The organism is Pseudomonas sp. UYEF17 (assembly GCF_040546125.1).
Taxonomy (GTDB): Bacteria; Pseudomonadota; Gammaproteobacteria; order Pseudomonadales; family Pseudomonadaceae; genus Aquipseudomonas; species Aquipseudomonas putida_Z.
Genome location: NZ_JBEPNE010000023.1, coordinates 13,161 through 37,141, shown reverse-complemented (window position 1 = coordinate 37,141; position 23,981 = coordinate 13,161). Strand labels below are relative to the sequence as shown.

The following is a 23,981-nucleotide window of genomic DNA, read 5'->3' as shown; positions in this document are numbered from 1 at the left end:
TGGTGGCTTAAGCCCAAACGTAAGATCGATGGGTTTTCTTGGTGCCCGGCATAAGCACCTGTACCGGCGTTTCATCCACATGGACGACCGGCTGCTCAAGCACCACCTCGCGCAGCGCATCGACCAGTGGCTGCAACTGCACACCACAGGCGCCCACCTATTGAGCAAGCGTCGAGCGCGGGATAGCAAGGCCGGCGCGGCCAAACATGGCCTCCTGACGGTACAACGGCAGATGATCGGCAACTTTGCGATCATGACGTGGGCCAGCAAGCCCGCTGTTGGGATGCCTTTGTCGATCATCTGCGCCGGCAGCCGAGCCTGGGTCAGCGTTTCACAATTGTCGCAGACCCACTTGCCACGGATATGGCGCTCGACGGTGAATACGCCCCGTTCATATTTCGTCTATCACGCCCCCACACGCTTCCACGAGCTCGCAAAACCAGGCCGCCATGGTCTCACTGGCTTGAGACATCTCATTTTGTACAGAGCCTAGAACTCCACCTTGCCCCGACCCGCCTTGACAGTGCTGCGCCTGGCTTTCCCTTCGAGGCGACGGGTCTTCGAGCCAAGGGTCGGCTTGGTGGGACGGCGTTTCTTCTCGGTCTTGCCGGCATTGATGATCAACTCGGCAAGACGCGCCAGTGCGTCAGCGCGGTTCTGCTCCTGTGTGCGGTATTGTTGTGCCTTGATGATCAACACGCCGTCGCCGGTGATGCGACTGTCACGCAGCGCCAACAGCCGCTCCTTGTAAAACTCGGGCAGCGACGAAGCGGGAATGTCGAAGCGCAGGTGCACGGCGCTGGACACCTTGTTGACATTCTGCCCGCCTGCGCCTTGCGCGCGGATGTAGGTCAGTTCGATGTCGGCATCTGGCAGATGCACGTTACTAGAGATGGTCAGCATGGCATGGCCCTTGTGATTCCCCTCCATTATCACAGCCTTCGCCGCTCACCCACAGAACAAAATACGGTTAACCTCAACCACACTGATCGAGGCACCCCACTCCGCCATTGTGAATGGCGGCCGCGTTTCGCGGACCGCCACGGGTGGAGTGAACTCAGCGCATCATACCCAACTCGGCATCGTCCATCAGCGCCTTGGCCAACGCGCTCAGGTAATGCGCAGCCCAGATCATCATCGGCTTTTCATCCATCAACCCGACAATCGTCAGTTCCCGCACGTACCCCATCAATTCCGAAGACTGCTCCCGAGCGCTCTTGCAAGGAATGCCGGCTTCGATGCGAAACAACGGATGGGTCTGGTTTTCACCTTGGTAGAACGTGGTCTTGCCTACGGTGGTTTTCTCGTTCGATTCGTCAGTAGTCATGGGTCCATCTCCCTGATCGTCTAGCGCCTGGGCGGACAGCTTCGCGGGTGATCAGCCCAGCCCAGGCAATACCTGGTTTAGGCTCAGTGCAGCGTTCGCGGTTCGTTCGGCAACTGTATCTGGACGTAGTACGTGGCCTGGATGAGGGTGTCTTCGAGGGAGTGGAGGCTTTGGGGTGGATCGGGGACCATCTTCAACATTCCTATATCTCCAAATGGGCTGCACCGATCCCGCTGTCAAACAGGTTGGGTGGCAGCTGTGTGCGGGTTGACAGACCGGCGGACATAGGAAGTTCCGGCGCACGCAAGCGTGCCCCACACGCAGCTGCCATTAACAGCGCTGCAGAACCTACATACCGTTACGGCCTGTCAAAGCCGTGTCACTGATGAGCAGCGACAGGCCCAGACTAGAGCCCTGCCAGGGCACCCGCAACGGAAAATAGGCGGCAACAGTATCTTTGGGAAATGCCCTACAAGAAAGCGAAAAAATCTGATTTTTCGAGGCTAGTTGTAATCAATGAACACCGAACGATTCACCATCACATCAGGCAATAGAATTCCCTAACCTCTGCCACAATCTCTCCCTTCGCATCATAAAGCCTCGCCTCTGGCGTCATGGCCATGGAGCGGGCCTCGAGCACGTAGCGCTGCCCAGCCTTGAAATGCTCGTAGTCGAGGGTCAGGTAGCATTGCCTTACCGTGGTACCTCCCATCAGGCTGATGCCACCGCCACCATTTACTTCGTAGTCGAACCTGACGACCAATTCATGGCTGCCGGGGCTGACCTCAAAGAAGCGCCCGTCGCGCAGGCGTTGTTTATCCAGGCGTTCGGCCAACAGCACACGGTCATTCGGGAATGGCGTCGAGAGATCGACCCAAGCCATCTGTGGGTTGGCAGTGGGCATCGGCGCCTGGCAACCCGCCAATGCAGCGATCGCGAACAACAGTGTCAACTTGCGCATGGGTAGTTCCCCAAAGGCTCCTGGGCTCACTATTCAGGATAACGCCGACAAGTGTCGATGTGCGCATGAAGGGACGACCGAAGCCCCCTCCTTCGCCTTCATGCTGATACTTGGTTCACGCAGCCCCTTCTCGTATGATCGTCGCAATCTGATCTGGAACGGATTTCGTGAAGTCGTTACCTGGAAATGTCCCAATTACCCCGGTTGCCCCCAAGGACGTGAAATGGAACGTGGGCGAGGCTGCCAACCAGCTCTCATGGGACGACCTGCGGATCATCAAAACGCTCAGTGAGTGTGGCAATCGCGCTGCCACGGCCAAGAAGCTCGGCATCAACGTGTCCACTGTCTCCCGCAGGGTCTCCCAGGTTGAAAAAACACTTGGCGTAGCCTTGTTCGATCACCGCAAATCAGGCTATCTGCTCACCATCGAGGGCGCGGAATTGCGTGCCCTCGCCGAGCGCGTGGAGCTGGACATCGTCAGCGTGACGCGGCGGGTCTCACGTGCCGGCCAGGGGCCACTCGGAAAGCTTCGTATCACCACCAGCGACTCACTGCTGCTTTACTTCCTCACCCCCATCATCGCGGACTTCAAGGCCCTCAATGAAGGCATCACGATCGAGGTGCTGGTGGGCAACGAATCACTGAGCCTTGCGCGAGACGAATCGGATATTGCGGTTCGGGCGACCAGGAAACCCGCCGAAAGCCTGGTGGGCCGCAAACTGGCCACAATCGCCTGGGCTCCCTACGGCAGCAGCAACCACACATCGCCTACTCCTCTGTTCACTGAAGGCCAGGCATGGGTTTCCTATTCCGCGGCGCTACGCGGGCTCAAGGCAACGAGCTATGTCGAAAACAGGGTCGCTGCCGAGTGCATCTCGTACCGCACCGATTCGGTCGCGGCGGCTAGTGTTGCAATCGCGGCAGGCCTGGGGGTGGGGTTTTTGCCCTGCATGCTGGGTGATATCACGCCAGGGCTTGAACGCGTCGGCCCGGTGGTGCCGGAGCTGCAGGATGAGCTGTGGCTGCTGACGCACCAGGACATCCGCAAATCGTGGCGGGTCAAAGCATTCATGACTTTCTGTGCAGCTGCCGTTGCCAACCAGAAGCCGTTGATCGAGGGCCAACTGGTACTCCCGGTCACGTAGAGCGAAACCGGGAGTGCGGGTCACTCAGCGTGTGAGCCAAGTACCGCTTTGCAGGCGATTTCGATCAGCTGTGGGCGCTGGGCAAGCCTCGAGACGCCGATGATGTTGCTGGCGCATTGAGGCCGTTCCGTGCCGTAGGCGGCCTTGCGCACCTTGCCTACCACGGCAAAGGCCGCGTCCATGTCCAGTACGTAGAGCGTCTCTTCCACGACATCTTCAAGCGTCGCTCCATACAGCGCGAGCAGCTTGGCGATATTGTCGTAGGCGGCGCGCATCTGATCCCCCATCGAAGAGAAATCACAGGGCCTGCCGTCACGATCCAGGGGTGCCGGCGCGACCAGGTTGCCTTCTTCGTCATGATTGAACTGGCCCGATACGTAGATCTCGTTCCCTACCCGCCGGGCCTGCGGATACCCGTAAGAATTCTCCCACGGCACGCCCCAATAGGCGGTTAGTCTGTTGAGTGGTTGTGAAGCTGCCATCGCATTCTCCTGGCGTAAACCGGATCAGGTAGATCCGCGTTTGCGTGCGAATACTAGCAACAGGATGAACAAACGAAGGGCGCATTAATGCGCCTTTGAGAGCGCAAAGGTGCGCCACCGCTTCGCTCTGCGATTGGCTATCTTGTTCTCGGACTCAAGCAACGGGCATCACTGAGGACGTCATCCAGTGCCTCAGCACAGCCTGCGAAAAGCAGGCGCCGTGACTTGTGCGATGACCATCATCCAGCTGACAGGGAACACAAATGAACAATCCAAAAACTGAAGTACTGACCCCATTCAACAGCCAACTGATCTTCATCGATCAGCAGCCACAGATGGCCTTCGGCGTTCAGAGCATCGATCGCCAGACCCTGAAAAACAACACCGTAGGCCTGGCCAAGGCAGCCAGGATCTTCAATGTGCCCACCACCATCACGACGGTCGAGACTGAAAGCTTCTCTGGGCACACCTACCCCGAGCTGCTCGCCGTCTTCCCCGACGCTCCGCTGCTGGAGCGAACCTCCATGAATTCCTGGGATGACCAGAAGGTGCGTGACGCGCTGAAGAAAAACGGGCGCAACAAGATCATCGTTTCCGGCCTGTGGACGGAGGTGTGCAACACCACCTTCGCGCTGTCGGCGATGAACGATGCCGGCTATGAAATCTACATGGTTGCCGACGCCTCCGGTGGCACCACCAAGGAAGCCCACGACTACGCCATGCAGCGCATGATTCAGGCAGGCGTGGTTCCGGTGACCTGGCAACAAGTGCTGCTGGAGTGGCAGCGCGACTGGAAAAACCGCGACACCTACGATGCCGTCATGGAACTGGTGAAAGAACACTCCGGCGCCTACGGCATGGGTGTCGACTATGCCTACACCATGGTGCACAAAGCACCAGAGCGCGTTCAGCACGGCCCAACCCTGGCCCCGGTCGCTGCCGCTGTCTGACCATTGCCAGCCCCTGCATCCAGGGGCTGTTCATTGACCCGCTGATGGGTACGCCGGCTGGCTGAGCCAGGCCATCGAATCGAGCGTTATCGTCTGTAGCCCGCCCGAGGCTGCAGTGGCCTGCTCTGCCCACTCGAAGTGTGCGTGCCCACTTCATTGATTAATGGATTTGTATGAACAGCGATCACTGCACTGTGCTGGCGACTGTCGCACTGAAAACGACCGGGCTGCTCAAGCCCTGGCAGGTCACGACTGCCAAGAGGTTGATGCTGGAGAACCTGGACACCGGCATAACTGTTACGGAACTCGCCCAAGCCTGCTCGCTGTCGCGTAGCCATTTCACACGAATGTTCAGGGATACCCTGCATGTGCCCCCGCAGCAGTGGATGCGTGAACAACGGTTGCGCAAAAGCAAGGAACTACTGGGGGGCTCGGGAATGATGCTCGCTGAGATCGCACTGGAGTGCGGTTTCTGCGATCAGTCCCACTTCTGTCGCACATTCGTGAAGGCCGAGGGGATGTCGCCGCAGGCTTGGCAGCGACAGGCGTCCATGCTGGCTGAGCCTTTGCTCAATTAGGGAGCACATTTGTACTCTATCGATGCCGCCCTACCCTCATGGTCAAGGCAGTCGCTACCAAGAGCATCATCCCACTGGTGATGAAGGTCGCCTGGTACCCAACGCCGTCATATAGCACCCCACCTAAGGTCGCACCTACGGTGATCGCCAGTTGTATCACCGCGACCATCAGGCCTCCCCCGGCCTCGGCGTCCTCGGGCAGCATCCTGGCCAGCCAGGTGAACCAGCCCACTGGCGCACAAGTGGCAATCAAGCCCCAGCCACCAAGCAGCACCGCCGTCGGGACGACCCAGGAACCTGTCGAAATCACAGCGAATGCGATGACGGCCATGAGCAGTGGAATACCGGGCAGCACTCTGAACAGATGCCGGCCTACGAGCGAACCTACCATCATCGTTCCCACCAGCCCCGCGACGCCGATGATCAGCAGAAGCAGCGACAACGTGGGCACGTCCACCTGTGTCACGGTTTCCAGGAACGGGCGAAGGTAGGTGAACAGCGTGAACTGCCCCATGAAGAGGAATGCAACTGCAGCCATGCCAAGCGCAACCTTGCTGTCCAGCAGCAAACGCAGGGATGCGGTCGCCGAAGCCGTACCACGCTCGCCAGGCATCGCCGGCAGCGTGAAGGCCTGCCAGATCAACGCAATTGCGGCCAAAGGTACGACGCAGAAGAAGGCCCCTCTCCAGCCGATCAGGCCGCCCAGGTAACTGCCGACCGGGGCCGCGATCGCCGTAGCCAGCGCAGTACCGCCCTGCATCACGGCAATGGCCTTGGGAACGAGGGCTTCAGGCGCGATACGCATCATCACTGCGGTGGACATCGACCAATATCCACCGATGGCGATCCCAAGCACGGCCCGCCCCAACATCAAGGTCGGGTAGTTCGGGGCAAACGCCACCATTGCACCGGAAACCAGCATTAGCGCCGTGGTGGCCAACAGGACAGGTTTTCGATCAATACCCTGCGTCAGGGTGGACAGCAACAAACTGGTGACTACGGCGAAAAAGCCCGAGATCGAAATGGCTTGGCCGGCATGGCCTTCGGTAAGCGACAAATCAGTTGCAAGTGGTGTAAGCAGGCTCACCGGCAGAAATTCGGACGCTACCAGGGCAAAGGCGCAGAGTGACATTGCCAGCACGGCGCCCCAGACCTGCCTGCTGGAATGTTGAAGGGGGATCGCTGAGCTGGTCATGGTGGTTCTCGTGCAGCAGGTTATGAAAAAGCGGGTGCCCTCGCGTTACTCGAGCACTTTGGCAACATTGCCTGCCGCCCATCTTCCTCGCGAAAAACGGCGTATCAGTAGATCAAACGACCAGTTTTCTTGCCTGATTCTCCAGACCCTGTCGACGGGGCATGGACAGCGTAAGTTACCCACGAGTAGTGTCTTTCCAAGAGATGACCTGAGGCTTCCTATGTCCGCCACCACACAACCGACCTCACACGCGCACCCGATGGCCACGCTGTGCAAGGTCATCGGCGCGCACGCGCCAACGGCTGGCGATTTCGCGACACGCATCGCAGACCTCAGCGTCTATCGACGCAACGCACCGGCCCCACCGATCACCTGTATCGTCGAGCCAAGCATCGTGCTGGTCGTGCAGGGCGCCAAGGAAATGGTCATCGGCGGCGACGTGTTCCCTTATGACTCGACCCGGTTCCTGGTCACCTCGCTGAACATCCCTGCCCATTCGGCAGTGACGATGGCCAGCGAAGGCGCACCTTGCCTGGGCCTGGTGTTCAAGCTCGATCTGCGCACACTGGCAGAGTTGATCGCGCAAGACGGCCGCCTGCCGGCGGGCAGCCAGTCTGTTCACACAAGCGCCGGCGTGGGTTTGCTAAGCCCGAAGCTGCAGGAGAGCTTCAGCCGACTGATCGAGCTTTTGGAAGAGCCTGATGCGATACCCGTGCTCTGGCCGCTGATTCAGCGAGAAATCCACTATCGGTTGCTACAGAGCGACCAGGCGCCCCTGCTCCGCTACATCGCCTCGGTCGGCAGCAAGGGGCATCGAATCGCGAAGGCCATCGACTGGCTGAAGCTGAACTACGCCGCGCCGTTGCGGGTAGATGAATTGGCCTCTCGGGTGCAGATGGGGCTTTCAACCTTCCATCAGCACTTCCGCCAGCTCACCGCGATGAGCCCGCTGCAGTATCAGAAATGGTTGAGGTTAAACGAGGCAAAACGGCTGATGCTCAATGAACACCTGGATGCTGCCACGGCAGCCTTCAAGGTCGGCTATGAAAGCCCTTCGCAGTTCAGTCGCGAATATGGGCGGCAATTCGGTACGCCGCCGAAACGCGATATTTCGGAATTGCGCCTGGGTGCAGAAAGAATGGAACAGGGCGACTGCCTTCCTTGGCCTTTGACTACGAAATAGCTTCACTTGCGGGCATGCGTGCCTTGCAACAATCTTCTGGCCTGCGCGGGTCCTTGTAGGAGCGGCCTTGTGTCGCGAAAGGGCTGCGAAGCAGCCCCGGCAATTGGTGCATCTGCGCTGAAACCCTGGGGCTGCCTTGCAGCCCTTTCGCGACACAAGGCCGCTCCTACAGCTGACCGCGTTGCGCTGCCATGGCTTTCTGTCAGGCATCGACAGCCTGCTGCAGCCCTCCTCCCAGCGGCAATTCATACGATTTCTTCACCGTACGCACCACCAACGTCGAGGAATAAGTGCGAATCGGAATATCCCGGTAAGTGTCGAGAAACCGGTAGATATAGTCGGTGTACTCTGTGGCATCGCGAAACTTGGCAATCATCACGAAGTCGAACTCGCCTGTCATCAGGTAGCAGTCCTGAATCTCCGGGTGGCTGGCCAGGATGTGCTGCATCTTGCGGTCAATGTCGTTGCTGTCGCGGTCTAGCTTCACCAGAAAAAAGGCAGTCACCTGAATGCCAAGCTTGCGCTCGTCCAGTATCGCGACCTTGGCCTTGATGATGCCTGCGCTCTCCAGGCGCCTGATACGCCGGTAGCAACTGGTGGAAGACAGCCCGACGCTGTCACTCAGCAACTCCAGATTCTGGCTGCAATCCTTTTGCAGCTTTCCCAGAATCTTCAGATCCATGGCGTCTGTCATTTTTCACGTGTCTTCCTTGAAAAACTGCAATGAATCCGCCGCAAGGACGCGCCAATTTGCACGATTCCCTGCGTGCCAGCTCTTTACCATCAACTGAGCTTAGCAGCCCGCCTGCGGGGCGCATGAGAGGGACCTTATGATCATCGCGAAACCGACATGGGCCGCGGACATCCACGGCCTTTTTACCGCTCCCTACTGGATCCCCGCTGCGCAGCGCGCGGCCGTGGCAGCCTCCTGGACCGGGTGCATGAACGCCTATTTCGTCTACCTGGACGACCCCGAGTCGGTCAAAACCTGGTCAGAAACCATCTACCAGCACCTGGCCTCGCGCAACATGCCGCTGACCCTCGACCAGCAACAGTTCTGGCCGATCGATGCCCTGGAAACCTTCAGGTTGTGGGTCAACCAGGGCTGGCGCCTGGACGCCGATTCTCCCTTCGATCTGGCCGAACGCATCCCGCCACCAGACCTGCCCCAATCGGTCAGGCGGGTGAGAAAGGACATCCGCGCCCTGAGCCTTGAGGAACTGAACCTGTACCGCGCCCGCCTGGACGACGTGATGCAGGTGGGCGACCCCGACAGTGGCTCGCCCTGGCAACGTTACGCCTACATCCACACCAACTGGTGCCTGCATTACCAGGAGGCGTTTGCCCTCTGGCACCGGGCCTACCTGTTGTACCTGGAACAACTGATCGACTGCGCCATTCCTTACTGGGACTGGATGGCCGAAGATGCCAGCGTCGACGGCAGCCCACAGGCCGGCCTGCCCCAGGCGTTTCTCGATGAAACCTATGTGCACCCGCACACCGGCGAAACCCGGCCCAATCCCCTGCGCTACGCGGCCGCCAAGGACGGTTGTTCCAAGGTGTGCGCCAGCGGCGCGGCCAAGGGGGTGGACTGCCGCTATGTGCAACGCGACCGGTTGTTCTACACCCACGGTGACGACTCGCGTTCGGAGCGCGCCCGTTTGTACGGCATGAGCCGGATTTTCCAGCAACAGGTGGTGGATGCCCTGAAGTTCACCACCTTCAGCCAACCACAGGGTGTGCCCGGTTATCCGTGGGCCAACATCCCGGTGTTCGACCCGCCCCAGAAGGACAGCCTGTACCCCAATCGTGCCCTCAACTTCGACGGCCTTTACGAGCAACCCCACGACAACTATCACGGCTGGATCGGCGGCGACATGGCCGACAACGCCTACACCGCCTTCGACCCGGTGTTCTGCTCCTACCACGCCAACATCGACCGCATGCTCGAGGTCTGGATCAGGGCCAACCCCGGGGCGCAATACACCACGCAGTGCCTGCTCCAGCCGTTCTCCGGCCACGACGCCACGCAGCTTACCTTCACCAGCGCCGACGCCTGGCGCTACACCACCATCGGCGACATGGCCCAGGACAGCCGGCACATCGGCTACGACTACGGCGTGCCGGTGGCCCCACAGTTCGGCGCGCCCAAGGCGGCCACCGGCGCCTGCTGCAAGCACAGCGCAAAAGCCGGGCCTGCCGCGGGCAACGCCGCAGGGCCCGGGCCGTGGGTGGTGTTCGATCATGTGCGCTGCACCCATGACACCTATCTGATCGATGTCTTTCTCGACCAGCCCGACGCTGCCACGCAGCACGTCAGCGCCGACAACCCCCATTACGTGGGGCGCTTCAGCCGTATCGGCATGGGGCTGGTGGACGACAAGGGCCGCTGCATCACCCACGGCGTGTCCCGCGCACTGAATGCGGCCCGCAACGCCGCTGCGCTGGGCCTTGGCCGCGGCGATGCGGTGCAGTTGTCGCTGGTGGTGACTCACCTCGACAGCGGCCGCGTGCTGACGCCTGACGAATACACGACCCTGCCCGGTTTCATCGCCCAACTGGTGTGGGACGACCCGCGCCAGACCCTCGCCGGCCCGCCCCCGGTCGCCGGCTGCTGCTCTGCTTCCACCTCACGCACACCAGGAGAACCGACATGAGCACGCCCTTCAAGCAGTTCACCTCTCCCGCCGGCCAAGCCCCCAAGGACTACAACAAGCTGGGCCTGGAAGACCAGTTGCCGCAGTTTGAAACCGACTGGAACAACAACCTCACCGGCTGGACCGAATCGTCCATCATCGGCAACCCTTGGTCGGGCCTGAACGACGCCCCCCGCTCGGGTTACTACAACCCGCTGGTGGAAGGTTTCGGCGACGTGACCGCCCCGGCGATCACCTGGGCGCCCTTCCCCAACCGGCTCTGGACGTTCTTCTACAACAACGGTGCGGCGGTCATTCCCCAGTTGGGAGGCAAGGCCATGACCCTGGACCAGGTGATGGAGTTGACCGACCACGGCCAGATCACCCTCGACAACACCCTCTACATGCTCTACGACCCCAACAAACAAGGTACCGTGCTGCAACTGCCGGCCAAGCGCTGCCCGAGCATCGACTGGAACGGCAAGTACACGGCGTTCTCGCCTTCCGGCCCACGGGGCTGGCTCGACGAGTACTGCGAGTGGTCGATCGTGCGCGATGCCAACGGCAACATGCGCAAGATCACCTTCACCTGCGAAAACCCCGCGTACTTCCTGACCATGTGGCGTATCGACCCGAACGCAGTACTGGGCCTGTACCGCGACTACATCGACCCGAACGTGCAACTCGAAGACCTGTACCTTCGCTACACCGCCGACGGCCCGACCGGCAAGGCCGGTGACCCGGTCATCGACCCCACCACCGGCAAGCCGGCCTATGACACCGTCAACAAATGGAACGCCGGAACGGCCTGTGTGCCCGGCCAGTTCGGCGGTGCGATGCACCTGACCTCCGGCCCCAATACCCTCAGCGCCGAGGTGTACCTGGCCGCTGCCGCCACCATCCTGCGCCCGGTGAGCAGCAGCCAGAACGCCCAATCGTTGATCTGCTGCGCGCAGTACGGGCAGAACTATCGCAACTCTGATCCGCACATCGGTTTCATGGCCAATACCACGGCGGTGAACAACCGACTGTCGCTGACCAACCCCATTGGCCTGTACTTGCAACAGCCCACCGATTTCAGCGCCTGGAAGGGCCCGCAAGGCCAGGACGTGAGCCAGTACTGGCGCATCACGCGTGGTACGGCCAAGTCGGCTGCCAACGGTTCCGACCAGATCCTGCAGGCGGTGTTCGAGGTGCCGGAAAGCGCCGGCTTCTCGATCAATGACATCACCATCAACAACCAGAAGGTCAACTATGTGTGGGTCATCGCCCAACAACTGCTGGTTGGCCTGAGCGTCACCGTCAAGCCGCTCAGCACCACGCCTCAAGCGTTCCCATGCGTGCAGGACCGGGTGGGCGGCCTGCAACCCTGGCCAGTGCAGCTTCTGCCGCTGGACCTGTTCTACGGGCAATCCCCAACCGACCTGCCCGCCTGGCTTGCACCGGGCAGCAGCAACCAGTTCGTGCTGGTGGTGCAAGGCGCCGACCCGACTACCACGGCGCAGAATGCCAGGGTGCAATTCTCCAACCCTGGGGTGACGGCGCAGGTCACCCAGTACCTGCCCGACGCGTCGGCCATTCCCGGCCAGACCAACTCGGGCGGCACCCAGGCCTACATTCTGACCATCACGGTCAGCCCCTCCGCAGCACCCGGCCTGGTGACAGTGCGTGCCCTCAACCCGGGTGAAGATGTGAACGTGAGCGCGACAGACCACCCTTGGGAGTCCGGCCTGGCGCTGGTGCCGGGGGCCTGAGTCACGCCAGTCACCCCACTTACGCCCCTCTACCGCCGCACCTTCGGGTGCGGCTTCACAGCTTGCAAGGAGCGCAATGATGTCCAGGTCACGCTTGAGTCTTCTGTCGCTGCTGTGCGGCATTCTGCTGTGCCTGTCGACCCTGCAACCCGCCAGGGCGGCCACGCTGTCGGACGCCGATACCTGTGTGCAGCAGCAATTGGTGTTCAACCCGGCCAGCGGGGGATTCCTGCCGGTCAACAACTTCAATGCCACCAGCCAGGCGTTCATGAACTGCTTTGGCTGGCAGCTGTTCATTGCCTTGAACTGGCCGGTGAACCCCGGTTGGCCGGCCACCGCCAGCCTGGCGGGCGAACCCGACATGCAAAGCACGCTGGCGCAGTTCGGGGTCCCCTCCGCACCGGGTCAACCCATGAGCGTGGCGCCGGTATGGGCCAGCTACAAGGACGCCAACGACATCTTCCTGCCCGGCGCACCCACGCCCACCGGCTGGGGCGTGCAAACCCTGGTGCCATCCGGCTGCAGCACCCAGGGTAGCCTCAAGGCCCTAAAGGTCGGCGCCCGCAAGTTCATGAACGCCACCTCCGAAGGCGCGATCAATGCCTTGCACGGTTTCCACCTGTCGACCGGGACACTTGCGTCCATTCCCGACCCGGTCATGGAGGCGTCCGGCGGCTGGCTGACGGACCAGGCGGGCAAACTGGTGTTTTTCGAACGCAAGGTGGGCAAGGCCGAGTTCGACTACATCGTCGACAAGGGGCTCTACGACGCCGCCAACCAGTTGAAGGTCGCGCAAAACCTCGACGGCCAGACACCGGAGGGCCTGTCGCTGCCCATCGGCGAACCGATGCGCTCACTGCCGACCTCCCCAGTGCCACAGGAGCAACTGGGCGCGATCGAGCTCAAGGCCGCCTGGCGGGTGCTGACCGGCAAACCCGAGCTGTTCGGGCGCTACCTGACTACCGTCGCCTGGCTCAAACGCCCCGACACGCTGGAGTGTACCCAGGAGGTGGTGGGGCTGGTGGGCCTGCATATCATCAACAAGACCCAGGCTTCGCCCAACTTCATCTGGACCACCTTCGAGCAGGTGGACAACGTGCCCGAACCGGCCCAGGTCCCGCCGCAACAAACCCCGCCGAACGGGTTTGCCTTCAACAACCCTGACTGTGGCAACGGCCCCGAGTGCACACCAAACCAAGCCCGTATCCAGTGCAAGCAAACGCATCCCGACAAGGACTGCACCGATCTCTTCCCACGCGACCAGCCGGTACAGACCACCCGCGAACACCCCGTGCCCGGCGACCTGCAAGCCCTGAACAGTGCGGTACAAGCCAACTTCGCGCAGCACAGCCAAGGCAAGTCGGTGTTCCAGTACTACAAGCTGATCAACGTACTCTGGACCCTCGCCCCCAATCCGCCCAGCCCGGAACCGGGCGCCAACGCGCAAGTGCCGTTGTCGTACGGGCCGTTCATCAGCCAGGGCAATGTGCCGGTGGCCAACACCACCATGGAGACCTACGTGCAGGGTGACGACTGCAACCAGTGCCATCAGTACGCGACGATTGCCGGCAGCCCCTCGTTGGCCTCGGACTTCTCCTTCCTGTTCAACAGTGCCGGCTCCGCCAGCAACAAAAGCCTGATCAAAAGCGTCAAGGCTTTCGAAACCCTCAAGGACCGCCCCTGAACCGCAAAAGGGGCGATCACCGATCGCCCCGAACAGGGGTTCGCCTATCGCGCTTTGCCCTTCAAGTAGGTGCCTGGCCTCACACCAAAATTTCGCACCCTTGAAATTAATGCGTTTAGTCAGCTTGCCAAATATTCCTTGCACACCGCGGGAACGGGCTTCGGTCATAACAGTACACACAGACCTTCCTGTGTCTGACCTGAGGTAAGCGATCATGGCAAACAATCAAGACAAGGGTGGCAACCAAGGCAATGCTGACACCGGCATGGGTAACAACACTGCCGGCACCGGCCAGCAAGGCGGCCAGGGTTCGGGCGGCCGGATGCCCGGCCAACAGCAGCAAGGTGGCAGCCAGTCCGGCCAGAAACCTGAGGACAAGATGAACAAGGACTGGGAACGTTCCCGTGACACAGGGAGCCAAGGCGGCCAACGTACGACCGACAAGCAGAACCAGAACCTGACAGACAAGGACCGCATGGGCGGCCAGCAAAACCAGGCAGATGACCAGCAGTGGGATAAAGATCGCTGATCATCCGCAGCCGGCATCAGGGTGAGTTTGCCCTGATGCCACCTCCAACGTACGGGAGGTTCCTGATGAACAACCCCAGAGAACGGCATTCGACGGTCATTTGCCTGCAAGCAGGACGCATCCTTTTCGTGCGCAAGCAAAGCGCTGAATGGTCGTTGCCAGGCGGGAAAATAGATCCAGGCGAGCATCATCTGGACGCCGCGCAGCGCGAGCTGATGGAGGAGACTTGCCTACCCTTCAATGGTGCTCGATTCCTCAACCACTATGTGCTCGCTGGCGAGGAACACTATCTCTATCAACTGCCTGTCGAAACTGGCGCAAAGCCTACCGCAAATCACGAGATCGTGGAGTGCCGCTGGTTTACAGCGCCTGAACTTCACGAAGTGCAGATCAAGCCGTCCAACATCCAGCTGCTTGAACGAGAGCACCTGCTCCCTGTGTACAGGTACCCGATTATCAGCGAAACGCGGAAAGTGTTCCGGCACCAACCTGGTTTTTCAGGGGGCTCGACGCGATTAACCTGCCACCACTGCTCACCTGAAAGGTCACATCTCAATGAAAGCAATCGTCTATGACACCCCCGGCCTCCCGATCCAGGATTCCCGATCGTTGTACGAGCACGAACTGCCCAAGCCCACACCCGGTGCCAGGGACCTGTTGGTGGAAATCAAAGCCATCGCGGTAAACCCTGTCGACACCAAGGTCAGAGCCAGCCGCAGCGGTGACCACCCTCAAGTGTTGGGATGGGATGCCGTGGGGATCGTTCGCGAAGTCGGCGCCGAGGTGTCGTTGTTCCAGCCTGGCGACGAAGTGTTCTACGCCGGTGCAATCGACCGCCCGGGCAGTTACAGCGAATATCACCTGGTCGACGAGCGAATCGTCGGGCACAAGCCTCGTAGTCTGGACAATGCCAGCGCCGCAGCCTTGCCGCTCACATCCATCACCGCCTGGGAATTGCTGTTCGACCGCCTGGGTGTGGAGGAAAATGGCGGCGCTGGCAAGAGCCTGCTGATCATCGGTGCCGGCGGCGGTGTTGGTTCGATCCTGGTACAGCTTGCACGCAAGCTTACCCAGCTCAAGGTGATCGGTACCGCGTCACGCCCTGAAACCCAGGCCTGGGTCAGCGAACTCGGGGCACATCATGTCATCGACCATTCGGCATCCTTTGCCCTGCAACTGGAACAACTTCAGTTCAACTCGGTGGATTACGTCATCAGCCTGACCCACACCGATGCGTACCTCGCGCAGATCGTCGAAGTGCTGCGCCCACAGGGCAAGCTCGCGCTGATCGATGACCCTCAGCATCTCGATATCGTGCCGTTCAAGCGCAAATCGCTGTCGGTGCACTGGGAGCTCATGTTCACACGCTCGCTGTACCAGACCGAGGACATGATCAAGCAGCACCACCTGCTGGAAAAGGTATCGGCGCTGGTCGACGAGGGGGTCATCAAGACCACCGTTGGCGAGCACTTCGGCAGCATCAGTGCCAGCAACCTTAAACGCGCCCATGCCCTGATCGAAAGCGGCAAGGCAAAAGGCAAGATCGTTCTGGAAGGCTTCTGATCACTCGCCCGGTCAACGCAACGAAGGCGGGGCCATGAGCCCCGTCACCTTATCCATCAGCAGCGATGAGCTGCTCGAAACGCTCCGCCAGAAACGCTCTGAGCACCTGCACAGCAGGCGTGAGCGATGTTCGATGCGCGCACACCAGCTGCAACGGCGCAGGTTGACCGTAATCCCCGGGAAACAACTCGATCAGCCGCCCGGCACGTATGTCCGCCAGCACGTCCAGCCTGGATTTGTAAACGACCCCCAATCCGTCAACACCCCAACGCCGAACGATATCGGCGTCATCGCTCACGCGGTCGCCTGTGACTTGCACGGTCTTGACGCCATCGGGCAAATGGAAGCTCCATCGCTCGTAGGTTTGCTCGCCCATCACATAACGCAGGCAATTATGCCTGCCCAGATCTTCCAAGGCCCCTGGTGCCCCATGTCGTGCCAGGTAATGTGGCGAGGCGCAGACCGTTCTGCGATTTCCAGGGGCAAGCATCAGTGAAACAAGGCTGGAATCTGCCAGCTGCCCATATCGGATACTCGCATCCAGTTGCTGGCCGACAAGGTCGGCCACCTGATCGCTGATCCGCAGTTGCAGCATCACCTTGGGGTGCAATCGCTGGAAATCGTCCAACCAGGGCAGCAGCAGATTCCTGCCAATATCCGAGGGCATGGACAGGCGAAGTGTACCCGCGATCTCATCTCGCCCCTCGGTCAGCGCCACCTCACCGTTGTCCAGTGCCTCCAAGGCCTGACGGGCATGAGGCAGGTATCGCTCGCCATCATCCGAAAGCCGCAAACGCCTCGTGGAACGCACGAACAACCTGGCACCCAGGCAGCTTTCCAGGCGCTGGACTGCGCCGCTGGCCAAGGCCGGTGAAATATCCAACAACCTGGCCGCTGCCGAGAAGCTGCCGGCAGAGGCTGTTGTGACGAAGACCTGAAGATCATCAACCCGAACTGTTTTCTTCACTGTGGAAAATTCTTGACCTGGCGCGAGGATCAAAGGGTAGCGGCAATGCTGATACGTGCCCAGCGTCGGCTTGCAGGAATTGCAGCGCGCCAGGTGTATCCCGTCATCCAGGCGAAAAAGCAAAAAAGATTTCAGCGCACCGCTGCGGTCAGAATCGTAGATAGCAGTGGAGATAACACCATGAAATTCGCGCTGTTCTGCCAATGGCTCGCCAAGCACGCTGGTAAACCCAGTACCTTCCTCATCGCCGTGGTGCTCATCACCCTGTGGGCTGCGTCCGGGCCCTGGTTTCACTACAACGACACCTGGCAACTGATCGTCAACACATCGACGACCATCATCACTTTCCTGATGGTCTTTCTGATTCAGAACACCCAGAACCGTGACAACGACATCATCCACGTGAAGCTCGACGAACTGATCCGCGCTACAAAGTCCGCAGAGCAATCGGTACTAGGTCTCGAATCTCTCGACAACCGAGAGATCCATCAACTTCGCAAGGAGTATCAGGCGATGGGCCGAAACTGCGAAACGGCCCCACAGTCGCCTCGCGAACAGCAGGCAGACGATGCCGCTCGGGACAACCTGCAGCGCTAGAGGTCCACGGGCATTGAGGCGTTCGGTCAACAACGCGTCGATCTTCAAAGCAGAGCCTCCCTGATTCAAGCTGCAAGCGATTGTCCTGCACACAGATAGCCGCCGGCCCTCTGCCGGGGCAGTCGGGCCGACGACGAAGATGCCGCAGGATCAGGAATTGAAGCCCAACCCCGAGGAAAGGTCGGAGTCTCCAGGCCTGCGCTCTGCCTGTGTCGACGCTTTACCACCCGCCTGATCGAGCGACTCTTCGACCGACGCCTTCACCTCGCGGCCCTTGGCCTTGAGTGTGTCGGTCAAGCGATCGCTGCTGGCGCCCATCAGCTGGTCTTCCTTGCGGGTACTGGGTAGCGCCGCCCCCAATGCCGCACCCAGTGCTATCCCCAAAGCGGCCAATACCAGCGGTTGCTCCTGAAGCAGATGATCGAACTGGCCTTTCAGAGCCGTGGCCTGGTCTGCGGCCTTGTGTGCCGAATGGCGCAGGGTATCCGCAGAAGCCCCCACGGAGTCGCGGGCGCCGCTGCCAAGTTCGCTGGCCCGATCGCGCATGTCATGGGCTTTCATGCGCACCTTCTGGCTGGCGTCGTGCACTGCCTCCCCTGCCTGCGCGAAAGCGCCCTTCACCGTGTCCACCGCGTCGCCGAGCTTTTCGCCCAACCCCGGGCCCTGGTGCGCAGGCCCGGGGTTGAAGGGGCGGTTCTGGTTCAGGCCCAGCCAGGCCAGGCCCAGTACCGTCAGGGTAGTGGGTACGGGGTTGTTCTTGAGGGTGGTGCCCAGGTTCTGGAAGAACTCGCCGCCATTGCCTTTGGCATAGGCCAGGACTCGGTCGACCATCTGGCCCGGGCTCAGGCGCTGTTCGAGGGCGTCCACCAGATCGCTGATGTGCTCGCGCTTGGCGTTGATTTCCTGCTCGAGCAAGTCAGGGTCTTTGTGCGCTTCATGTTCGAAGGAAGTGGTCATGGCAGTTTCCTCTTCAGCGTGTCCTTGTCCTGCTGCATGGCATGCAAGGTGCGGTCAGGGGCCAGATGCGTGGGTTCGAACCGTTTCTTGCCCGACTGCAACATGATGAACCCGATCACCAAGGTGACCGCGCCCACGATCAAGGCGGCCAGCCAAGGCTCGACCACCATCGCCAGGGCGTAGACTGCCGCCAGCAACAGGATGACGAAGCCCGCCAGCATTACGATCGCGCCCGCTGCCACTGCAGCCGTGCCGGCCTTGAGGGTGGCGAGGTTCTGCTGCAGCTCCGCCTTGGCCAGCGCCAGCTCTTTGGTGAACAGGTCCGGTACTTCCCGCATCAGCTGGCGCAACAAACCGCCAACACCGACGGCGTCGTCTTCCACCGTGTGCAGGCCTGGGGTGGTATGCAAGGGGTCTTTGTTCATCATTCACCTCCTTTGAGTGGATCGCGCTCGAACGGGCTGCCACTGACCGGCGTGCCTGCACCGGGGCCGACTGGGTCGACGGGGGTGAAAGGTTCACGGGTGGATACGTCGCTACCACGATCAGGCACTGGCTGCGCGGGGCCGGACTGTTGCCAATCAGCGGACGACGCAGGGGTGGTGGACTCATGGCTGGTGCTGGCTCGCATGAAGCGCGACACAGCAAACCCGATGGCGACGCTACCGGCCAAAAAGAGCGCCGGGTTGCTCCTGGCCAACTGAGCACCACGCTGCAGCAGGCTTTCGGCACTTTCATGGCGTACCTGCTCGGCAAACTCACCCACGCACTCTGCTGCCTGGTTCAGGTACTGCGACAGCCCGAGACTGTCGTTGCCTTGCAGCGCAGCAGCCGCCGAACGCGCTCCTTCCTCGAGCGAATCAAGCTGATCGGCTGCGTTATCACGGTAGTGTTCGAACTGCTCGGTACCTTTGTGCCTGGCCTCGCCAAGCAGCGCACCGGCGTCATCGATCAAGGCATGTTCCTGGGTGCTGCCGGGTGGAGAGGTCGAGCTTTGATTGGTCTTGTCCATCGTTTCGCCCTCGAAGCTGATAGTTGGGTGAGTGCCGCCTTTACTGGGGCATTCATTCGAGGGACGCAGGTGAGGCGGCAGGAGTTCAGCGTTTGTGATCTATGACATTTGCTTGGAGGCCCAGAGAAAATGGCGCAATCAAACCTAGTTATTGGTACCGGAGCAAAGGCTTTGAAGGGGGCGGTAATCAGAGTCGACAACGATTGGAGCACCGCGTTGTCTCGGGGATGCAGCCGCGCTGCTCAGGCCAGCTGGATGAATACCGCGTAAATACCGAGAATCATCCAGAAGACCAGGAATATCCAAGGTGTACGCAGCGAAAACAACAACGACTTGCGGTGCCCGGCCAGGGAGGTTTCCGCCTCGCTGAACAGTGGCGATTCGTCATATGCCAGCCCCATCAGTGGCTCGCTGCGCAGAAGGTGGCTCTGTTTCAATTGCCAGTGCTCGATGATCTTGTAGGCCGCGCGAATGCCCGGCCACGCATTGAGTGAACTCAACACGCCCAGCAATGCGAGAAACGGCGGAACCACCAGCGTGAACATCTCGCCCCAGCTCTGATTGAGGTTACCCATCGACGATACGAACGCGATCACCAGAAACGACTGCGCGGCAAGATAGGCGTCAGTGCGGTTGGCGAGGATGCTGGTCTCGTACTGGATTTCACGGCGGTAGAAATCAAGGCGCTCTTTTGGCGAACCGAACATGCGGGCGTTCCGCTCGCTGATCTCGTGTTCAGGGGTGCCTGGAGTGATGATTCGCGGCACGTACTGGCTCCTGAAAGTGAGAATGATGGTGCCTCGAAACTTGAGAAGCGAACCCATGAGTGAAGGCCTGCCTGAGGATTTCAGGCAGGCCCTGGTCACATCAAGCTTCAGGTACCGCCGGTACCGCTATTGGAGAATTTCTTTACATCAATGGTCGGTGCGACGAACTCCGGCCCGTCGCCCGATACCCGCCAGCGCACATTGTTGATGCCGTAGCGCTCAGCCATCGGCCGGCTGACCTTCTTGATCTTGTGCTGGCCGAACCGCGGGATGATACCCACGCCGGCATCGCAACTTGCCCAGTGCCAGGCTTCGGCGTTGTCCATACGCTCGAGCCGGATGATGAAGGTGCGAAATTCCCCATGAAGCTCGTACTCGATCACATACAACTGCTGTCCAGCCATTGCACTCTCCTTCACCAATTCAGACTAATGGAGCGAGCAACGTGTAAAAAGATTCATTTATTTTGACTGGTTGGTCATCGCTCTTTTCCACGGCGGTGCCGCAAGCGTTCAGCCAGACGCTGCAGCGCTTCCAGCCGGTTCGCCACGCAACGCCTCGCCCTCACCCGCGACGCGCCGGGCATACCCCACACCCCACAGCAGCGCCCGCCTCATGGTTTCCCCCGCGCGCTGGTCGTAGATCCGTTCGCACAGCACGGAACCGTCGGTGCGATAGACACCGATGAACAACTGCGTGGCGCCTGTGCGTGACAAGCGTGTCTGCACCTCCAGGCAGGTGCCGGTGCCGAGCGTTTCTTCATGTGTTTGATGGTGCAGGATCGGGTCGCACCACCGTCTGTAGGTTTCACCTCTTCGTTTCATCTGCCAGCCCTCACCTTTTCATGGCTGCTGATAATGCCCCGGCGATGTACCTGGCTCATGGTCGTGCTCAAGACGCTGCACCTGCACGTCAGTGAAAGATGACGCTTCGTTGCGGTGCATGCCTTGCAGGTAATCGCGCGCCGCTTCGCGGCTCAGGTCCTCCTGGTCGCTGCGCAACTCGCAGGTGCCGGGTTGGTTGTCGAGGATGTAGCTGATCAGGTACAGGTACTTGGCCATCGCTGTAACTCCTGCTGGCTGAATGAAATCGGGCGACTCAGCTCGATTGATCCTGGCTTGAGTGCAGCCGTTCAGCAGCGACGACGACCGGCTCAGGAACTCAGCGCCAGGCCGTCATCAGGGCGCCACGCGTGCCGTTGACCGGGTCTTGTGCGGGGTCGGGCACGGAAGCGATTCGCGCCAGCGCCTGCTGGTGCGCTGCGCTTTCTGGGCGCTGGATATCGTAGTTTTCCTGCCCCTTGGGATAGGCGCCGACCACCAGAAAATCATCGCTGCTCTCGACGCAGCGATGGCCAGTTCCTGCCGGCAGTACCAGTACGTCGCCGCACTTCACGCTTATTGTCTGCCCCGCTTCGCCGCCCAGCGTCACCCGCGCCCGGCCGCATGCGACGCCCAGAACTTCATGAGCATTGGGGTGGAAGTGATGGTAATCGAAGATCCCGCCGCGCCACAGCGGCACCCACTGGTGTGCGGTGAACAGCGCCTCGAAGGCACTGGCGCAGTCTTGCGACGGGTTGAGTTGCAAGCGGTACAGCAATACCGGGAAACGGCTGTTCGGCGTTGCGCCGTCGTCCTTGAAATACAAGGTCTGCACGGTGGCACCCGCAGTGTCTGTCGCATTCATGTCGAGCATCCTGATCCTGTTGTCCGTTCACTTGCGAACCCGATGGCCCATGCAAGGTTCCAGTCGGTAGACCAGTGCGCACACGCTTGAAACTTTCCCGATCCGCGCCAAGTCCAGACCCTATCGGTCACAGGACGGGAGAAGGCAATGACCAGCACGGTAGGCGACTTTCTGGTGGAGCGCTTGTATCAATGGGGGGTGCGGCGCATCTTCGGTTACCCCGGCGACGGCATCAACGGGGTATTCGGGGCGTTGAGCCGGGCCGAGGGCAAGATCCAGTTCATCCAGGCACGCCACGAGGAAATGGCAGCCTTCATGGCCAGCGCCCATGCCAAGTTCACCGGCGAATTGGGCGTGTGCATTGCCACCTCCGGCCCCGGCGCTTCACATCTGCTTACCGGCCTGTATGACGCGCGCATGGATCACCAGCCAGTGCTGGCCATCGTCGGCCAGCAGGCGCGAGCAGCGCTTGGCGGGCATTACCAGCAGGAGCTGGACCTGCTGTCGATGTTCAAGGACGTCGCAGGTGCCTTCGTCCAGCAGGCTTCGACCCCGGAACAGGTGCGCCACTTGCTCGATCGCGCCGTACGTACCGCCGTCGGCGAACGCCGGGTCACCGCCATCATCCTGCCCAACGACCTGCAGGACCTGCCCTACCACGAACCACCGAAAGCCCATGGCACGGTGCATTCCGGCATCGGCTACAGCAGGCCCAGGGTGGTGCCTTTCGAGCGGGACCTGCAACGTGCCGCCGAGGTACTCAACGCTGGACGAAAAGTGGCGATCCTGGTCGGAGCCGGTGCACTGCAAGCCACCGAACAGGTGATCGCGGTAGCTGAAACGCTTGGTGCAGGCGTGGCCAAGGCGCTGCTGGGCAAGGCCGTAGTGCCAGACGACCTGCCCTGGGTCACCGGCGCCATCGGGCTGCTAGGTACCGAACCGAGTTATCGGTTGATGAGCGAATGCGACACCTTGCTGATGATCGGTTCCGGCTTCCCCTACGCCGAGTTCCTGCCTGAGGAAGGCCAGGCCCGTGGCGTGCAGATCGATTTGCAGCCAGACATGCTCAGCCTGCGCTACCCCATGGAGGTCAACCTGGTCGGTGACGCCAGCGAAACGCTGCGGGCACTGCTGCCATTGCTCGAACACAAGACCGAGCGCCGTTGGCGCGACAAGGTCGAAGGCTGGCGCACAGACTGGGACAAGACCTTGCAGAAACGCGCCTTGGTCAAGGCCGACCCGATCAACCCCCAGCGCGTGGTGCACGAACTCTCCCCTCGCCTGCCCGACCACGCCATCGTCACCAGCGACTCCGGGTCCTGCGCCAACTGGTTTGCCCGCGACCTGCAGATACGCCAGGGCATGCAGTGCTCGTTGTCCGGTGGCCTGGCCAGCATGGGCGCGGCGGTACCCTATGCCATCGCCGCCAAGTTCGCCCATCCGCGGCGCAGCGTGGTGGCATTGGTGGGTGACGGGGCGATGCAGATGAACAACCTGGCCGAGCTGATCACCGTCGCCAAGTACTGGCGCCTGTGGGAAAACCCACAGTGGATCTGCGCGGTGTTCAACAACGAAGACCTCAACCAGGTGACCTGGGAGCAACGGGTAATGGAGGGCGACCCCAAGTTCGAGGCCTCACAGACGATTCCTGATGTGCCCTACCATCTGTTCGCCATCTCCATCGGCTTGCAAGGCATCTATGTGGAACGCGAAGAAGACATTGCCGACGCCTGGGAGCGAGCCCTGGCGGCTGACCGGCCGGTGTTGATCGAGTTCAAGACCGATCCGGACGTACCGCCCTTGCCGCCGCACATCAAGCTTGAACAGGCGAAGAAGTTCGCCAGCAGCCTGCTCAAGGGCGACCCGGACCAGGCTGGGGTCATCGTGCAGACGGCCAGGCAAGTTCTCGGTTCGGTATTGCCGGGCAAGAAATGAGACGTGCGCGGCAGCGGGGCCTTACACATCTGCCCGGCGAAACACCAATACCCTTGAAACAGTGGTTTGGCAT

General features: G+C 60.8%; 27 protein-coding genes and 1 pseudogene. 12 read left to right on the top strand and 16 right to left on the bottom strand.

Going from position 1 to position 23,981, the window contains the following annotated elements; genetic code table 11:
- Positions 1-10 precede the first annotated feature (10 nt).
- From ABIB24_RS24145 to ABIB24_RS24130, 4 genes and pseudogenes are all read right to left on the bottom strand, one after another.
- A pseudogene (locus tag ABIB24_RS24145) lies at positions 11-396 on the bottom strand (IS66 family transposase); the annotation flags it as partial.
- Between the two features lie 93 nt (positions 397-489).
- Positions 490-903, bottom strand: a complete 414-nt coding sequence (gene arfB / locus ABIB24_RS24140) for an alternative ribosome rescue aminoacyl-tRNA hydrolase ArfB (protein ID WP_286099910.1) — start codon at positions 901-903, stop codon at positions 490-492.
- 154 nt (positions 904-1,057) lie between these two features.
- Complete coding sequence (locus ABIB24_RS24135) at positions 1,058-1,327, bottom strand: DUF3077 domain-containing protein (protein ID WP_025339172.1); 270 nt, start codon at positions 1,325-1,327, stop codon at positions 1,058-1,060.
- A gap of 538 nt (positions 1,328-1,865) precedes the next feature.
- On the bottom strand, positions 1,866-2,288 hold the full coding sequence (locus ABIB24_RS24130; RefSeq protein ID WP_075045247.1) for a PA0061/PA0062 family lipoprotein: 423 nt from the start codon (positions 2,286-2,288) through the stop codon (positions 1,866-1,868).
- A gap of 218 nt (positions 2,289-2,506) precedes the next feature.
- Between ABIB24_RS24130 and ABIB24_RS24125 the strand changes: the two genes are divergently transcribed.
- Positions 2,507-3,433 (top strand): LysR family transcriptional regulator, encoded by a 927-nt coding sequence (locus ABIB24_RS24125; RefSeq protein ID WP_354317402.1) that lies wholly within the window; start codon positions 2,507-2,509, stop codon positions 3,431-3,433.
- 20 nt (positions 3,434-3,453) lie between these two features.
- On the opposite strand, the gene ABIB24_RS24120 is transcribed toward ABIB24_RS24125, so the two are convergent.
- Positions 3,454-3,915, bottom strand: coding sequence for a Rid family hydrolase (locus ABIB24_RS24120; RefSeq protein ID WP_354317386.1), 462 nt, complete (start codon positions 3,913-3,915; stop codon positions 3,454-3,456).
- Between the two features lie 263 nt (positions 3,916-4,178).
- Between ABIB24_RS24120 and ABIB24_RS24115 the strand changes: the two genes are divergently transcribed.
- Together ABIB24_RS24115 and ABIB24_RS24110 are read left to right on the top strand one after the other, a co-directional pair.
- On the top strand, positions 4,179-4,865 hold the full coding sequence (locus tag ABIB24_RS24115) for a hydrolase (protein WP_085625137.1): 687 nt from the start codon (positions 4,179-4,181) through the stop codon (positions 4,863-4,865).
- A 173-nt stretch (positions 4,866-5,038) separates the two neighbouring features.
- Complete coding sequence (locus tag ABIB24_RS24110; RefSeq protein ID WP_085589795.1) at positions 5,039-5,443, top strand: helix-turn-helix domain-containing protein; 405 nt, start codon at positions 5,039-5,041, stop codon at positions 5,441-5,443.
- Positions 5,444-5,459: 16 nt separating this feature from the next.
- Here the strand turns inward: ABIB24_RS24110 and ABIB24_RS24105 are convergent, their stop codons facing one another.
- Complete coding sequence (locus tag ABIB24_RS24105) at positions 5,460-6,638, bottom strand: MFS transporter (RefSeq protein ID WP_354317385.1); 1,179 nt, start codon at positions 6,636-6,638, stop codon at positions 5,460-5,462.
- Between the two features lie 220 nt (positions 6,639-6,858).
- Between ABIB24_RS24105 and ABIB24_RS24100 the strand changes: the two genes are divergently transcribed.
- A complete protein-coding gene (locus tag ABIB24_RS24100) occupies positions 6,859-7,821 on the top strand; it encodes an AraC family transcriptional regulator (RefSeq protein ID WP_274121100.1) in 963 nt (320 codons plus the stop codon).
- Between the two features lie 202 nt (positions 7,822-8,023).
- On the opposite strand, the gene ABIB24_RS24095 is transcribed toward ABIB24_RS24100, so the two are convergent.
- A complete protein-coding gene (locus tag ABIB24_RS24095; RefSeq protein WP_274079894.1) occupies positions 8,024-8,503 on the bottom strand; it encodes an Lrp/AsnC family transcriptional regulator in 480 nt (159 codons plus the stop codon).
- 148 nt (positions 8,504-8,651) lie between these two features.
- On the opposite strand from ABIB24_RS24095, the gene ABIB24_RS24090 reads away from it, so the two are divergent.
- The 6 genes from ABIB24_RS24090 to ABIB24_RS24065 all read left to right on the top strand — a co-directional run bounded on the left by ABIB24_RS24090 (position 8,652) and on the right by ABIB24_RS24065 (position 15,987).
- Complete coding sequence (locus ABIB24_RS24090; protein WP_354317383.1) at positions 8,652-10,478, top strand: tyrosinase family protein; 1,827 nt, start codon at positions 8,652-8,654, stop codon at positions 10,476-10,478.
- Positions 10,475-12,211 (top strand): DUF8225 domain-containing protein, encoded by a 1,737-nt coding sequence (locus tag ABIB24_RS24085; protein ID WP_354317382.1) that lies wholly within the window; start codon positions 10,475-10,477, stop codon positions 12,209-12,211. Before ABIB24_RS24090 ends, ABIB24_RS24085 begins: the two co-directional genes overlap by 4 nt.
- A gap of 79 nt (positions 12,212-12,290) precedes the next feature.
- Positions 12,291-13,895 carry a hypothetical protein gene (locus ABIB24_RS24080; RefSeq protein WP_274079891.1) on the top strand — a complete coding sequence of 535 codons (1,605 nt, stop codon included), beginning with the start codon at positions 12,291-12,293 and terminating at the stop codon, positions 13,893-13,895.
- A 214-nt stretch (positions 13,896-14,109) separates the two neighbouring features.
- Positions 14,110-14,424: a hypothetical protein gene (locus tag ABIB24_RS24075; RefSeq protein ID WP_075045255.1), complete on the top strand. Its 315-nt coding sequence runs from the start codon at positions 14,110-14,112 to the stop codon at positions 14,422-14,424.
- Between the two features lie 65 nt (positions 14,425-14,489).
- On the top strand, positions 14,490-14,999 hold the full coding sequence (locus tag ABIB24_RS24070) for an NUDIX domain-containing protein (RefSeq protein ID WP_353479402.1): 510 nt from the start codon (positions 14,490-14,492) through the stop codon (positions 14,997-14,999).
- A complete protein-coding gene (locus tag ABIB24_RS24065; protein ID WP_085692643.1) occupies positions 14,980-15,987 on the top strand; it encodes a zinc-binding alcohol dehydrogenase family protein in 1,008 nt (335 codons plus the stop codon). Before ABIB24_RS24070 ends, ABIB24_RS24065 begins: the two co-directional genes overlap by 20 nt.
- Before the next feature lie 49 nt (positions 15,988-16,036).
- Here the strand turns inward: ABIB24_RS24065 and ABIB24_RS24060 are convergent, their stop codons facing one another.
- Positions 16,037-16,987, bottom strand: coding sequence for a LysR family transcriptional regulator (locus tag ABIB24_RS24060; RefSeq protein WP_177325779.1), 951 nt, complete (start codon positions 16,985-16,987; stop codon positions 16,037-16,039).
- A gap of 147 nt (positions 16,988-17,134) precedes the next feature.
- Between ABIB24_RS24060 and ABIB24_RS24055 the strand changes: the two genes are divergently transcribed.
- Positions 17,135-17,551, top strand: coding sequence for a low affinity iron permease family protein (locus ABIB24_RS24055; RefSeq protein WP_137164011.1), 417 nt, complete (start codon positions 17,135-17,137; stop codon positions 17,549-17,551).
- 150 nt (positions 17,552-17,701) lie between these two features.
- Here ABIB24_RS24055 and ABIB24_RS24050 read toward each other — a convergent pair whose 3' ends face one another.
- The 8 genes from ABIB24_RS24050 to ABIB24_RS24015 form a co-directional block, all read right to left on the bottom strand.
- A complete protein-coding gene (locus ABIB24_RS24050) occupies positions 17,702-18,508 on the bottom strand; it encodes a DUF3618 domain-containing protein (protein ID WP_137164012.1) in 807 nt (268 codons plus the stop codon).
- Positions 18,505-18,933, bottom strand: coding sequence for a phage holin family protein (locus ABIB24_RS24045; RefSeq protein WP_085615792.1), 429 nt, complete (start codon positions 18,931-18,933; stop codon positions 18,505-18,507). Before ABIB24_RS24045 ends, ABIB24_RS24050 begins: the two co-directional genes overlap by 4 nt.
- Entirely contained in the window at positions 18,933-19,520 is a 588-nt protein-coding gene (locus ABIB24_RS24040) for a hypothetical protein (protein WP_137164013.1), read from the bottom strand. The genes ABIB24_RS24045 and ABIB24_RS24040 overlap by 1 nt, the downstream gene beginning before the upstream one ends.
- A gap of 242 nt (positions 19,521-19,762) precedes the next feature.
- Positions 19,763-20,287 (bottom strand): hypothetical protein, encoded by a 525-nt coding sequence (locus ABIB24_RS24035; RefSeq protein WP_025339189.1) that lies wholly within the window; start codon positions 20,285-20,287, stop codon positions 19,763-19,765.
- Between the two features lie 107 nt (positions 20,288-20,394).
- Positions 20,395-20,691 (bottom strand): DUF6555 family protein, encoded by a 297-nt coding sequence (locus ABIB24_RS24030; protein WP_025339190.1) that lies wholly within the window; start codon positions 20,689-20,691, stop codon positions 20,395-20,397.
- A 108-nt stretch (positions 20,692-20,799) separates the two neighbouring features.
- Positions 20,800-21,111, bottom strand: coding sequence for a hypothetical protein (locus ABIB24_RS24025; RefSeq protein WP_137164014.1), 312 nt, complete (start codon positions 21,109-21,111; stop codon positions 20,800-20,802).
- Positions 21,112-21,129: 18 nt separating this feature from the next.
- Complete coding sequence (locus tag ABIB24_RS24020; RefSeq protein WP_003258752.1) at positions 21,130-21,348, bottom strand: hypothetical protein; 219 nt, start codon at positions 21,346-21,348, stop codon at positions 21,130-21,132.
- Positions 21,349-21,448: 100 nt separating this feature from the next.
- Entirely contained in the window at positions 21,449-21,982 is a 534-nt protein-coding gene (locus ABIB24_RS24015; RefSeq protein WP_085589826.1) for a cupin domain-containing protein, read from the bottom strand.
- 138 nt (positions 21,983-22,120) lie between these two features.
- Between ABIB24_RS24015 and ABIB24_RS24010 the strand changes: the two genes are divergently transcribed.
- The gene (locus ABIB24_RS24010; RefSeq protein WP_274121108.1) at positions 22,121-23,908 is read left to right on the top strand and encodes a thiamine pyrophosphate-requiring protein; all 1,788 of its coding nucleotides are present in this window, start codon (positions 22,121-22,123) and stop codon (positions 23,906-23,908) included.
- The last annotated feature ends 73 nt before the right edge of the window (positions 23,909-23,981 follow it).